This window comes from Arthrobacter sp. S2(2024), from assembly GCF_036662515.1.
GTDB lineage: Bacteria > Actinomycetota > Actinomycetes > Actinomycetales > Micrococcaceae > Arthrobacter.
In genome coordinates, this window is record NZ_JAYKZI010000011.1 from 86,030 (window position 1) to 99,444 (window position 13,415).

General features: G+C 66.0%; 11 protein-coding genes. 3 read left to right on the forward strand and 8 right to left on the reverse strand.

The window, feature by feature from the left end; all coding sequences use genetic code 11:
• Positions 1-98: 98 nt before the first annotated feature.
• The 5 genes from rbfA to rimP form a co-directional block, all read right to left on the reverse strand.
• Positions 99-608 (reverse strand): 30S ribosome-binding factor RbfA, encoded by a 510-nt coding sequence (gene rbfA, locus VLA65_RS17725; protein ID WP_236816645.1) that lies wholly within the window; start codon positions 606-608, stop codon positions 99-101.
• A gap of 235 nt (positions 609-843) precedes the next feature.
• Positions 844-3,693, reverse strand: a complete 2,850-nt coding sequence (infB, locus tag VLA65_RS17730; RefSeq protein WP_332603268.1) for a translation initiation factor IF-2 — start codon at positions 3,691-3,693, stop codon at positions 844-846.
• Between the two features lie 152 nt (positions 3,694-3,845).
• Positions 3,846-4,187 carry a YlxR family protein gene (locus VLA65_RS17735; protein WP_332603269.1) on the reverse strand — a complete coding sequence of 114 codons (342 nt, stop codon included), beginning with the start codon at positions 4,185-4,187 and terminating at the stop codon, positions 3,846-3,848.
• A 223-nt stretch (positions 4,188-4,410) separates the two neighbouring features.
• Positions 4,411-5,391 (reverse strand): transcription termination factor NusA, encoded by a 981-nt coding sequence (gene nusA / locus VLA65_RS17740; protein WP_059387823.1) that lies wholly within the window; start codon positions 5,389-5,391, stop codon positions 4,411-4,413.
• Positions 5,391-6,014 (reverse strand): ribosome maturation factor RimP, encoded by a 624-nt coding sequence (gene rimP / locus VLA65_RS17745; protein WP_059387824.1) that lies wholly within the window; start codon positions 6,012-6,014, stop codon positions 5,391-5,393. Before rimP ends, nusA begins: the two co-directional genes overlap by 1 nt.
• Positions 6,015-6,180: 166 nt before the next feature.
• Here rimP and VLA65_RS17750 point away from each other — a divergent pair, with 166 nt between their 5' ends.
• Genes VLA65_RS17750 through VLA65_RS17760 form a run of 3 tightly spaced genes read left to right on the forward strand, consistent with a single transcriptional unit; the run spans position 6,181 to position 9,023 of the window.
• Positions 6,181-7,185, forward strand: coding sequence for a DUF4439 domain-containing protein (locus VLA65_RS17750; RefSeq protein WP_332603270.1), 1,005 nt, complete (start codon positions 6,181-6,183; stop codon positions 7,183-7,185).
• Positions 7,186-7,236: 51 nt separating this feature from the next.
• Complete coding sequence (locus VLA65_RS17755; protein WP_234753091.1) at positions 7,237-7,965, forward strand: VIT1/CCC1 transporter family protein; 729 nt, start codon at positions 7,237-7,239, stop codon at positions 7,963-7,965.
• 35 nt (positions 7,966-8,000) lie between these two features.
• Positions 8,001-9,023 carry an aminoglycoside phosphotransferase family protein gene (locus VLA65_RS17760; protein WP_332603271.1) on the forward strand — a complete coding sequence of 341 codons (1,023 nt, stop codon included), beginning with the start codon at positions 8,001-8,003 and terminating at the stop codon, positions 9,021-9,023.
• Between the two features lie 39 nt (positions 9,024-9,062).
• On the opposite strand, the gene VLA65_RS17765 is transcribed toward VLA65_RS17760, so the two are convergent.
• The 3 genes from VLA65_RS17765 to VLA65_RS17775 are packed head-to-tail and all read right to left on the reverse strand — an operon-like array spanning position 9,063 to position 13,110.
• Positions 9,063-10,448, reverse strand: a complete 1,386-nt coding sequence (locus VLA65_RS17765; protein WP_332603272.1) for a pyridoxal phosphate-dependent decarboxylase family protein — start codon at positions 10,446-10,448, stop codon at positions 9,063-9,065.
• Between the two features lie 56 nt (positions 10,449-10,504).
• Complete coding sequence (locus VLA65_RS17770) at positions 10,505-11,302, reverse strand: sulfite exporter TauE/SafE family protein (protein ID WP_332603273.1); 798 nt, start codon at positions 11,300-11,302, stop codon at positions 10,505-10,507.
• A complete protein-coding gene (locus VLA65_RS17775; RefSeq protein ID WP_306962801.1) occupies positions 11,299-13,110 on the reverse strand; it encodes a proline--tRNA ligase in 1,812 nt (603 codons plus the stop codon). The genes VLA65_RS17770 and VLA65_RS17775 overlap by 4 nt, the downstream gene beginning before the upstream one ends.
• Positions 13,111-13,415: the final 305 nt, after the last annotated feature.

Sequence of the window (13,415 nt, forward strand, 5' to 3'; positions counted from 1 at the left end):
GGCCAGCATTTTGGCCCGGCTTTTCACGGTTAAACACGCAGGACCGGATCCGGCAGTCGCGAGAACTGCGGATCCGGCCCCACCCGGGAAGCGCCGGACTATTTGCCGCCGTCTTCGTCGATGTCTTCATCGGCACGGAGGTCGATGTCTTCTTCGTCAAAATCGTCTTCGTCGATGTCCGCATCCTGCGGGGCATCGCTCTTGTACGGGTCTGCGTCGCCGGCGTGCTTGGCGCCGGCGGCCAGGGCGGCCACCTCGGCGTCGCGTTGCTTGGCGGTGCGCAAGAGCTCCTCAAGGTTCGAGGCGTTGACCGGGATGAGGTCGGCAACGAATTCCAAGGTCGGAGTCAGCCGCACGGTGATGTTGCGGCCCACTTCCTGGCGCAAAACACCCTTGGCCTTCTCCAACGCCCGAACAGCATCAGAATGGGCGGCTTCGTCGCCGAAGACGGTGTAATACACGGTGGCGTGCTGAAGATCGTTGGTGACGCGGGCATCCGTAATAGTGATGCCCTCAACCCGAGGATCCTTGATCCGCCGGCCCAGTGCCTCAGCAACAACAACCTTAATCCGCTGCGCCAACTTGGCAGCGCGTGCCGGATCAGCCATTTCTACTCCTAAAATTTGCGTACGACGGCGCGGTGGCGGCTCGCAATGTTGAGTCTGCATAAGCTGCCACGCACCTGAGGTGAGTCTATGACGATGCCGGAGAGTTGTGGGGGCGCCCGGGAGTGGCATCGGGCCTACCGGAGCTGGGCGGCTCAGGATCGTAGATCCCGGGCCGCCCAGCGTAGGGGCGGGGCGCCCCCACAATTCGGAGGCACCCCGCGCAAAAGCGAATACCTTAGACGCGCGGCTTTTCGCGCATCTCGAAGGTCTCGATGATGTCACCTTCGTTGATGTCGTTGTACGAGCCAAGACCGATACCACACTCGAAGTCCGTGCGGACCTCGGTGGCGTCGTCCTTGAAGCGCTTGAGCGTCTCAACGGTGAGGTTGTCGCCGATGACCTTGCCATCGCGGCTGACGCGGGCCTTCGTGTTACGGCGGATGATGCCCGAGCGCACGATCGAACCGGCGATGTTTCCGAACTTGGAAGAACGGAAGACTTCGCGGACCTCTGCGGTACCGAGCTGGACTTCCTCGTACTCCGGCTTGAGCATGCCCTTGAGGGCCAGCTCGATGTCATCGATTGCCGAGTAGATGACGGAGTAGAAGCGCATGTCCACGCCTTCACGATCGGCCAGTTCAGCCACGCGCTCGGCGGGCTTGACGTTGAAGCCGATGATGATGGCGTTGTCCACCGTGGCGAGGTTGACGTCGTTCTGCGTGATGGCACCCACACCGCGGTGGATGACGCGCAGTTGAACGTCTTCGTCGCCCACATCGATCTTGAGCAGGGCGTCTTCAAGGGCTTCGACCGCACCGGAAACGTCACCCTTGAGGATGAGGTTGAGGGTGTCGATCTTGCCTTCGGCCACAGCCTTGTCGAAGTCCTCGAGGCTGATGCGCTTGCGGCGCTTGGCCAGTGCCGCGTTGCGGTCGGCTGCCTCGCGCTTTTCAGCGATCTGGCGGGCCGTACGCTCGTCGGAGGTCACCAGGAAGGTGTCGCCTGCACGCGGTACGTTGGACAGGCCCAGGACCTGGACCGGACGGGACGGAAGCGCGACGTCGAGGGCGTTGCCGTCTTCGTCGAACATGGCACGGACGCGGCCGTGGGCCGTACCGGCCACGATCGTGTCACCGACGGCCAGGGTACCGGACTGGACCAGGACGGTGGCCACGGAGCCGCGGCCCTTGTCCAGGTTCGCTTCGATGGCAATGCCTCGAGCGTCCTTGTCCGGGTTGGCGCGCAGGTCCAAAGCGGCGTCTGCGGTCAGCAGCACGGCGTCGATCAGTTCGTCAATGTTGATGTTCTGGCGGGCAGAAACCTCAACGAACATGGTGTCGCCACCGTATTCTTCGGGAACCAGGCCGTACTCGGTGAGCTGGCCCTTGACCTTGTCCGGGTTCGCACCTTCCTTGTCGATCTTGTTGACCGCGACGACGATCGGCACGTTGGCCGCTTGTGCGTGGTTGAGTGCTTCCACCGTCTGCGGCATGACGCCGTCGTCGGCTGCGACAACCAAGATGGCGATGTCGGTGACCTTGGCACCACGTGCACGCATGGCGGTGAACGCCTCGTGACCCGGGGTGTCAATGAAGGTGATGTCGCGCGGAGTGCCTTCGTGGACGTGGCTGATCTGGTAGGCACCGATGTGCTGCGTGATGCCGCCGTGTTCGCCGGCAACCACGTTGGTCTTCCGGATAGCGTCGAGCAATCGGGTCTTACCGTGGTCAACGTGACCCATGACGGTGACAACCGGCGGACGCGGTTCGAGGACGTCGTCGCCTTCGGCTTCCAGTTCGGCATCGAGATCGATGTCGAACGAGTCGAGGAGCTCGCGCTCTTCGTCTTCCGGAGAGACAACCTGTACCTTGTAGCCGAGTTCGGCGCCGAGCAGGCCGAAGGTGTCCTCGTCCAGCGACTGCGTAGCCGTTGCCATTTCACCGAGGTGGAACAGCACGGTCACCAGTGCAGCGGGGTTCGCCTCGATCTTGTCGGCGAAGTCCGTGATGGACGAGCCACGACGGAGCCGGACTACGGTGTTGCCGTCGCCGCGGGGTACGGATACGCCACCCAGCGACGGAGCACTCATCTGCTCCAGTTCCTGACGCTTTGCACGCTTCGACTTGCGCTGCTTGCCGCGTCCTGCGCCACCCTTGCCGAAGGCACCTTGGGTACCGCCGCGTCCGCGGCCGCCCTTGCCGAAGCCACCGCCGGCGGGAGCTCCGCCACCGGTGCCTGCACCAGGAGCGCCACCCGGACGGCCGGGGCCGCCACCACCGGGACGGCCAGCGCCGCCCGGACGGCCTGCGCCACCGGGAGCGGGACGCTCGGTGCGGTTGGGCATCATGCCCGGGCTGGGACGGTTTCCTGCGGGGCCACCTGCCGGACGCGGAGCGCCCGGACGGGGAGCACCGGGGCGCGGAGCACCCGGACGCGGACCACCGGAACCGGCTGCGGGGCGGGGACCGCCTGCGCCGGCCGCGGGACGCGGACCGCCGGGACGCTCGCCGTCAGTGCGGCCACCGGAACGCGGCATGCCCTGCGAAGTTGCGAAGGGGTTGTTGCCCGGACGGGGAGGACGCTCGCCGTCGCCACGGCCGCGGGGCATGCCCTGCGAGGTCGCAAACGGGTTGTTGCCCGGACGGGGGCCGCCTGGCCGCGGTGCCTGGCTGCCCGGACGTGCCGGGGCAGGGGCTTCGGCCTTGGGTGCCGGACGGGCACCCGGTTTGGCGGAAACGGGGCTTGCTGCGGCTGCGGGAGCCGCAGGCGCCGCCGGGGCGGGGGTCTCAGCCTTGGGGGCTGGAACCGGAGCCTTGGGCGCAGCGGGGCCCGGAGCCGGGCGGGATGCTGCCGGTGCAGCAGGGGCAGCGGGTGCCGCGGGGGCTGCAACGCGAGGTGCTGCCGGGGCAACGGCCTTCGCAGCGCCGGCGCCCGGATAGGCGTCGCGAAGCTTCTTCACGACCGGTGCCTCAATTGTCGAAGAGGCGGAGCGAACGAATTCGCCCAATTCCTGCAGTTTTGTCACTGCATCTTTGGAAGTAATACCGAGCTCTTTGGCGAGCTCATGTACGCGGACCTTGGCCACATTTCTCCTGTCTCGGTCCGCACCGAGCCAGGCACGAACCGTCTAATTCTTACTGCGGGCCCCTGCCGCTAACGCGGCGGATAGGCCCTGTGCAGAGCGCAACAAAGTTGTCATCGTTGCGCACTCATCGCTGGGAACTCATCGGGTTTCCATCAGTTTTCTGACCCGCTTTCAGGTTTGGACGGTTTTCCTGCTTTCACGTGGGTGTCCGCAGGGGATATGACTGCCGCCAGGTAGCGTTCGACGGCGGTGACTTCACTTGCGCCCGCGAGGGCCCTAGCGAAAGCACGCCGTTTGCTTGCCAGCGTCAGGCATGTGGTGCTGGGGTGCAGCCACGCACCCCGGCCAGCCATCCGGCGTCGTTCATCCACCAGGACGACGGGTGACCCGCCGCCTTCGGCGACAAGCCGGATCAACTCGCTCCGCTTGCCTTGTTTCCGGCATCCGATGCAGGTGCGCACAGGCTGGTGCCTGGTGTGAAGCAGTTCAGTCACTGGGTGTATCAACCTGCCTCAGTGTCTTTGCCTGTCTTCTGCGGTTCTGCTTGGCTCGGCGCCCACCCTCGACTTGCCGGGATTATTGCCCCACAAGCCGCGAGCACGCCAAAGCGCACGGATACCGGGCATAGGCCCGGTTCCATCCATTCTAAGCCCCCGAGTGCCCGGCCACCGAATCCACAAGCTGCGGGGATCCGGGGCCGGGCACCGTTTGGTCTATTTAGTTGCCCTTGGCCGGAGTGGCGTCAGAGACGATGTCGATCCGCCAGCCGGTCAGCTTGGCTGCGAGGCGGGCGTTCTGGCCTTCCTTGCCGATGGCGAGGGAGAGCTGGTAGTCGGGAACAACCACGCGGGCCGAACGCGTGGCTTCGTCCGTGATAGTGACGGAATTCACGCGCGACGGCGAAAGGGAGTTGGCGATGAAGGTCGCCGGATCGTCGCTGAAGTCGACGATGTCGATCTTTTCGTCATTGAGTTCGGTCATGACCGCGCGGACGCGGGAACCCATTTCACCGATGCAGGCACCCTTGGCGTTGATGCCCGGGGTGTTGGCTTTGACGGCCATCTTGGTCCGGTGTCCGGCCTCGCGTGCCAATGCCACGATCTCGACGGATCGGTCCGCGATCTCCGGGACCTCCAGTTCGAAAAGCTTCCGGACAAGGCCCGGGTGTGAACGCGACAGCGTGATGGAGGGTCCCTTGGCGCCGCGGTGGACGTCCACCACAAACGCACGCAGGCGGTTGCCGTGGGTGTACTTCTCCCCCGGCACCTGCTCGGGCGGCGGCAACAGTGCTTCCACGGAACCGAGGTTCACCTGGATCATGTGCGGGTTGTTGCCCTGCTGGATCAGGCCGGCGACGAGTTCGCCTTCACGGCCCTTGAATTCGCCGAGGACGTTGTCGTCCTCGACGTCGCGCAGGCGCTGCAGGATGATTTGCCGCGCGGTGCTCGCCGCAATGCGGCCGAATCCGGCAGGAGTGTCCTCGAACTCGCCGATGGCTTCGCCGTCGTCGTCGATTTCCGTGGCCCAAATGGTCACGTGCCCGCTCTTGCGGTCCAGCTCCGCACGGGCCTTCTCGAAGGCGCCCGGCGTCTTGTGGTATGCCACCAGGAGCGCCTGCTCAATGGTGGGAATCAGGAGGTCCAGCGGGATTTCACGCTCACGCTCCAGGAGTCTCAGCGCACTCATGTCAATATCCATTAGGCCTCCTCGGAAGGTCCGTTGTACTCGTCTTCCAGCACGGCCTCGTTGAGGTGGCTGAACTCTATCTCGACTTTTCCTTGGCGGATCCTGTCGAAAGGAATCTTCACGGGTTCGCCCTGCTTGGGCTTCATGCCCTTCTTGACCTCTTGCTCGGGAACCAGCGTGACGCCGTCGTCGTCGACGGACTGGATGCGGCCCGTCAGGTTCTCACCCTGGATCACGTTGACCTTGACCATGCGTCCGCGGGCCCGGTGCCAGTGGCGGGGCTCCGTGAGGGGGCGCCCGACGCCGGGCGAGGAGACCTCGAGGTCGTAGGGGCGGCCGTCGGTGCGGGGATCGTTGTCCAGGATGTCCGAGAGCGCCCTGGAGATTTCCGCGATGACGTCCAGGCTGACGCCGCCGGTTTCCTCCTGGGGCAGGTCGATGACCACGTGGACTACCCGGTGCGAACCGGCAACGTGGATGGCAACATCCTCAAGATAGAGCCGGCTCGCCAGGACGGCAGGCTCCAGAAGGGCCTTCAGCCTGCTCTCCTCGGGGTTGCGGACCTCGTGTTGTGCTGGACTCGTCGGATCCGTTCCAGCCTGGTCTGTTGAAGTCGTGGCTTCCGAATGACTCACTGGCCAGCCGCCTCCCGATAGATGATGTTGTGACTACTAGCTTAACGACATTTGCGGCGGCGTGGTGCACGGGGTCCCTCCGCGGGGACGCAAGTTGCCTGTGGGCGTGACACCATAGTCTGTTGTGAACCACGAGACTGTTGAGAAACCACGGAGCCATGGCTGGATGAGGACCCTCCTGCTGGCTTTCCTCGCAGTCCTTGTCCTCGGAGTCGGCGCCGTGCTTGTCCCGCGGGACGTTGGAAAGCCCCAGGCGGTGCCGTTTTCCGAAACTGCCCGTTCCGAAGCGCTCTCTTCGGCCGAGACGCTCCTGGGCAGCGCATCGCTCCTGGAGAGCACCGACACTGTGATGTTGCTGACAAGCCAGGCGCAGGCGCTGCTGCAACCTTCCGGCTCGTCGGCGTCGAGCACTCCCACGGCTTCCGCCAGCCTCCGTGCCACGCAGGACCGCCCAACGCGGGCTGGCTTCGTCTCCGCGCTCTCCGCGAGCGCTTCCCGTCGCTTGGCGGACGCCGCGAATGCCGACGGCGGCATGGCCCGGCTGCTTGCCGCCGTCGGGACCGCCCAACTGCTTGAGTCATCGCGGCTTGCCACGAACTGGGGCTTGCCGCTACCAGCGACCCCGCCCGGGGCGAGTGCCGCCCCGGCACCGCCGCCGAGCTGCCCTGCCTCAACGGGCACCTCGACGACGGCGCCGACACCCGGAACGGCGCCCACCCAGGCCGATCTGCCCGGAGCCCTTGCCGCCGTCGTCAGCTCGGAACAGGAGGCGATCTATGCATACCAAGTGGCCCTGACCAAGCTGGACGCGAAGGCGTCGGCGACGGCAAGCACGTGGTTGGCGCGCCACCAGGAGCTGCTCCGCGGAGCGGAGGCCCGGGGCCGGCTGCACTGCATCGCCACGCCCCCGCGGGAAGCCGGCTATCGCCTGCCTGCGACTTTCGCCGCCAAACCCGGGCTGGCGCTCGGGAGCATGGAGTCCAGCTCGCTGACTGCCTACGCCGACCTCGTCGCGTTGTCGGAGGGCGAGACGCGCCAATGGGCGATCGACGGGCTCGTGGACGCCGCCAAACGCAGCCAGGCCTGGGGAACCCCGGTTGGTCCCTTCGCTGGCCTTGCGGTCGACGGCAAGGCGCTGCCCCCGCTGCCGAGCAGCACTCCGGGTCCATAGGAAAGCCTTTCTTTGCTGGCGGCAGCAGATTCCAAGTGCTTGGCTTGTACCATGGCTTCCATCGAAACTGCAGCCCTGCACGAGAACGAACCACACGCCAACGACCTCGCCCACCGGCTCAACTGGCTCCGGGCAGGCGTCCTTGGCGCCAATGACGGAATCGTCTCCGTCGCCGCCATCGTGGTGGGTGTCGCCGGCGCCACCACGAACACCGGCGCGATCCTCACTGCCGGAGCCGCCGGACTCGTGGGCGGCGCGGTGTCCATGGCACTCGGCGAGTACGTCTCCGTCAGCAGCCAAAGTGACAGCCAAAAGGCCCTCATCGAGAAGGAACGCCGGGAGCTCGCCGAGGAACCCGAAGAAGAGCTCGCGGAATTGACTGCGATCTATGAGGCCAAGGGACTGCGGCCTGAAACAGCGCGGAAAGTGGCCGCGGAGTTGACGGAGCATGACGCCTTGGCGGCCCACCTTTCCGCCGAATTGAACATCGACGAGGACGACATCGTGAGCCCTTGGCATGCGGCCTTCGCGTCCGCCATTGCCTTCACCCTCGGCGCGGTACTGCCGATGCTCGCGATCCTGCTCCCGCCTCCGGGACTGCGTGTACCGCTGACCTTCATTTCCGTGCTGCTCGCCTTGGCCATCACGGGAGCGATCGGGGCGTGGATCGGCGGCAGCTCGAAGACCCGCGCCGCCGTGCGGGTCGTCATCGGCGGAGCCCTTGCGCTTGCTGCGACGTTCTTCATCGGAAGCCTCCTGGGCTCCTCCGGAGTGGTCTGAACCATCCCCGGACCGGCTTGGGTAGGCTGACAGTGATGTCTACCTTCGTTTCGATCCCTGGCGACCTCCAGGCACGCTACTCCCGCACAGCGGAGGGGCGGGCGTGGCTCGCAGGGTTGCCCGGACTGATCAATGCCAGCTTGGAACGCTGGCGGCTGTCCGTTGACCTGGAACCCGGCGGGCAACCTTGGAATGGCCACGGCGGCATCGTCATTCCGGTCCTCTACAACGGCGCCCGTTCGGTGCTCAAGATAGCGTTCCCGCACGAGGAGGCCCTCGTTGAACGGCACGCGCTGGCCCTGTGGGGCGGCACCGGGGCCGTCAGGATGCTCGACGCCGATGCCGCGTCCTGCGCGATGCTCCTGGAGCGGCTCGACGCCGTCAGTTGGCTACAGGGCGCCCCGATGGACGAAGCCCGCGACGTGTGGGGATCGCTCGTGAAGGAACTCAGCATCGAACCCGACGAGCGGCCCGAGTGGAAAGAGTTTGAGCATATAGCGGCACGTGCCGAGCGCTGGAGCGATGAGTTGCCGGCGGACTGGGAGCACCTTGGCCAGCCCTTCCCCCGATGGCTCCTGGAAGCCGCATTGGAGGTGTGCCAGACCCGGGGCGCTGTCGGACGGCGGGCGGGCACGGACGTCCTGGTCCATTGCGACCTGCATTTCATGAACATCCTCCCCCACCTCAATGGCGCCCGGGCCGCCGGAAGGCGCGCATACGTGGCGATCGATCCGCAACCAAAGATCGGTGAGGCGGAGTTCGCCGTCGCCCCGATCTTGTGGAACCGTATCCGCGACCTCTCCACGACGGCCCCGGAGGTTGCGCTCCTGGAGCGTTGCGCGGATTTCAGCCGCGCGGCCGGCCTGGACGGCGAAGCGGCCCGCGAATGGAGCCTGGTTCGCGAGGTCGAAAACGCCCTGTGGTATGCCCGAAAGCCACGGCATGAGGGCGACCTTGCGCGCTCCTTGTGGGTGGCCAGCACCCTCGCAGGACGTCCCCTGGACGGCCTGCCCGCCGCACACGACCTGCCCGAGCCTGGACTGGCCGCCTCGAGCTAGCTTCAGGGCGCCGGAGGCCGTGCCGTTCAGCCGCCGCGCTTAGGCGGTGGCCGCCAGAGCATCCTTGATGGCCTGCACCGCGATATCCAGGTCTGCCGAGTCCGTGGACCAGTTGGTCACCGAGACTCGCAGGATATCCCTGCCCTGCCAGCGTGAACCGGACATCCAGACCCTCCCGTCGGCCATGATGAAGTCCGTCACGGCACGCGTCCTCTCGTCGGAACCGAAGGCCAGCGACAACTGCGTGAACACCACATCGTTGAGGACCTCGACGCCGGGCACCTCGGCAAGCCGCCTGGCCAGTTCCGCGGCACACTCGGCGCGCCCGGCGACAAGCTCCCGCACGCCATCCCCACCCAGGGAACGCAAGGCCGCCCATACCGGCACTCCCCTGGCCCGTCGGGAAAGCTCGGGTACCTTCTCCATGGGGTCGCCGGGGCCGTGGTCATCCTGCATCAAGTATTCGGCGTGCATGCCGATGGCGGATCGCAGGGCAGCAACGTCACGTACCACCACGATCCCGGCGTCGTACGGCACATTGAGGGTCTTGTGGGCATCGGTTCCCCACGAATCGGCCAATCCGACGCCCTCCGCCAGATGCCGCAGTCCCGGCACAGCGGCTGCCCACAGCCCGAAAGCCCCGTCAACATGGACCCACGCGCCATGATCCTTGGCAGCAGAAATCGCCTCGGGGAAAGGATCGAAGGCTCCGGAATGCAGGTTCCCGGCCTGGAGGCACACGATTGCCGGACCGGAACCGGACTCCAACGCAGTCCGAAGCGCGGCTGGGTCAATCCTTCCTTGATGGTCCCCCGCAACAACCTCCGGAGCCCCGAAGCCCAGGAAGCGCAAGGCCATGTCCAGGCTCTCGTGGCGCTCGGCCCCGACGAGGACACGAAGTTTCGGCGCGCCCTGGAGTCCGCCGGCGTTGACATCCCAGCCGACGGCGGCCAGCTGGCGCCATCGGGCCGCCGCGAGCGCCGTGAAGTTGGCCATGCTTGCGCCGGTCGCGAATCCGACGTCGGAGCCAACAGGTAGGCCGAGCAGCTCAAGGAGCCATTGCCCTGCCGCCTCTTCGATCCCGGCAGTGGCGGGTGTGGCAAAACGCAGTCCGGAGTTCTGGTCCCATGCGGAAACCATCCAGTCCGCAGCCATGCCTGCCGGCACCGTGCCGCCGATGACCCAACCGAAGAAACGCCCCGATTGCATGGCCATGAGCCCGGGCTCTGCATGTTCGGCAAGGAAATCAATGACCGAGGCCGCGTCCAGTCCGCTGGCCGGCAACGGTCCACCGAAGACTGCCGCGACGTCGTCAGCCGTGGTGCTTGGCCGTACCGGCCGCCCGGGCAAGGCCCTCAACCACTCACGCGTATGCTCCCATGCACGTTCCAGTGCCTGTTCATAGTCGCCGGAATCGACCCACATGAGTGCATGCTACGCCCGGGGCTTCCCTGCGGCCATCGCTTGCGACGTCCGGGGCGCTACCTGGCGAAGTAGTCGTTCCAGACGTCCACGCCGAGTTTGACGATCAACGCGCCGACCACGATCAGGAACACAATCCGCACAAACCCGCTGCCCTGTTTCACGGCTGTCCGGGCGCCCAGGTAGCCGCCGGCCATGTTGGACAAGCCCAGCACGGCGCCGACGCCCCACAGCAGTGATCCGTGCGGCAGGAAGAACAATAGGGCACCGGCGTTCGTGGCCATATTGACGATCTTCGCCTTGGCGCTGGCCTCAAGGAAGGCATAGCCCATCGCGGAGACGAGGGCGATCACCAGGAAGGAGCCTGTACCAGGACCTATCAGGCCGTCGTAGAACCCGATCACGCCGCCTATGGCGCAGGCCACCACGTAGTGCGTGTGGCCGTCATGACGCAGAGCGGTCAGCTCGCCTGCATTGGGGCGCAGCGCAGTGAAGAGCGCGACGGCGATGAGGGCCACCACGATGATGGGTTTGAAGACGCTCGAGGGAAGGTTGGCCGCCAGGACGGCTCCGCCGAAACTGCCCGCGAGGGCAATCACCGCCATGGGTATGGCCGTCTTGAGGTCAGGGCCAACCCGGCGGTAGTAGGTGACAGCGCTGGTTGTCGTCCCGAAAATGGAGCCCATCTTGTTGGTGGCCAGCGCCTGGACCGGGGTGATCCCCGGAACCAGGAGCAAGGCGGGGAGCTGGATCAGTCCCCCGCCGCCCACCACAGCATCGATCCAACCGGCCGCGAATCCAGCCACCGCGATCATGACGAGCGTGGTGAGCTGGACCGACTCGAAGCCGGAGATCACTTCTGGCGTACGGCGTTGACCACGTAGTCGGCAGCCTTCTCGACTGCCACGTTTTCGGCCTGGCCGGTGCGACGGTCCTTGATCTCCACAACGCCGTCCACCAAGCCACGGCCCACCGCCACGATGGTGGGGACGCCCACGAGCTCGGCGTCGCCGAACTTCACGCCGGGGGAAACCTTGGGGCGGTCGTCGTAAATCACGTCGAGGCCGGCGGCCTCGAGCTCGGCGGAGAGCTTCTCGGCCGCAGCGAAGATTTCCTCGCCGCGTCCGACGGCGACCACGTGGACGTCCGCGGGGGCCACGGAGCGCGGCCAGATCAAGCCCCGGTCGTCGTTGTTGGCCTCGGCCAGGGCGGCCACGGCACGTGTCACGCCGACACCGTAGGAGCCCATGGTGACCACAACCTGCTTGCCGTTCTGGTCAAGGACCTTCAGGTCGAGGGCCTCGGCATATTTGCGGCCGAGCTGGAAGATGTGTCCCATTTCGATGCCGCGGGCAGTCTCCAAGGGGCCGGAGCCGTCCGGGGCTTCGTCTCCCGCGCGGACCTCGGTGCATTCGATGACGCCATCCCAGGCGAAGTCGCGCCCGGCTACGAGACCGAACACGTGCTTTCCGTCTTCGTTCGCCCCGGTAACCCAGCTGGTACCCGAGACAACCCGGGGGTCGACAAGGAAGAGCAACTTGGACGTTCCTTCGAGCCCGAGAACGGCCTCGCCGAGGACAAGTCCGGGGCCGATGTAGCCCTTGACGAGTTCCGGAATCTTCTTGAGGTCGTCCTCGTTCGCAGCTTCGAGCCCGATTTCGCCGGCAATGGGCAGGAATGAACCGATGTTGGCTTCGACGCGCTTGAGGTCCACGGCGCGGTCACCGGGAACGCCGATGACCACGATCTGGCGTTCGCCCGTGGGCAGCGTGACGGCGAGGACCACGTTCTTGAGCGTGTCGGCGGCAGTCCAGGCGCCGCCGTCGGAATCGCTGCGCGGGGCGAGCTGGTTGGCAGCCGTCACGAGGGTGTCGATCGTGGGCGTGTCCGGGGTGTCCAGGACGCGTGCGGGAGGCGCGTTGCTGAAGTCGATCTCGGCCGGGGCCACGGTGGTCACGGCTTCGACGTTGGCGGCATAGCCGCCCGCCGAGCGCACGAAGGTGTCCTCGCCGATCTCGGTGGGGTGCAGGAATTCCTCGCTCTTGGATCCACCCATGGCGCCTGCCGTGGCGGCGACGGGGATGACCTCAAGGCCAAGTCGCTCGAAGATTTTCAGGTACGCGGCGCGGTGGGCCGCGTAGCTCGCGTCCAGGCCGGCGTCGTCGACGTCGAACGAGTAGGAATCCTTCATGATGAATTCGCGGCCGCGGAGGAGGCCTGCCCGGGGGCGTGCTTCATCTCGGTACTTGTTCTGGATCTGGTACAGGCTCAGCGGCAGGTCCTTGTACGAGGAGTACAGGTCCTTGACCAGGAGGGTGAACATTTCCTCGTGCGTGGGGGCGAGGAGGTAATCGGCACCCTTGCGGTCCTGGAGGCGGAACAGCCCCTCGCCGTATTCGGTCCAGCGGTTGGTCGCCTCGTACGGTTCGCGGGGCAGCAGTGCCGGGAAGTGGACTTCCTGGGCGCCGATAGCGGCCATTTCCTCGCGGATGATCTGCTCGACCTTGCGCAGGACGCTCAATCCCAAAGGCAGCCACGTGTAGATGCCCGGTGCGGCACGGCGGATATAGCCCGCACGGACCAGGAGTCTGTGGCTTGCGACTTCGGCGTCGACGGGATCTTCACGCAAGGTGCGCAGGAACAGCTGGGAGAGGCGAAGGACCACGGGTCAGAATCCGTTTCTATGGCAAGAGCTGGCAAAAACTACTGTGTACCAATCTACCGGCTTGCGGCCGGGGAACCTGCCGGGGCCGTCCCCCCGGATCCCTTCCCCGGGTTCTTCGGAAAGCAAAGCCGCCCCGAACGAACATGAGCCACGCCATGGTGCGAGGAAGCCCCTGGCCGCTGGGCGGCTGGTCATCCTGCCATGGCGTGGCTCAGCGGCTGGTCGGCCGCGGGCGTTGTCCTGGAGGCTTAGTCGGACTCGTCGAATGCCTTCGAAAGATCAACGCCTACAGCCATTTGGTTTTG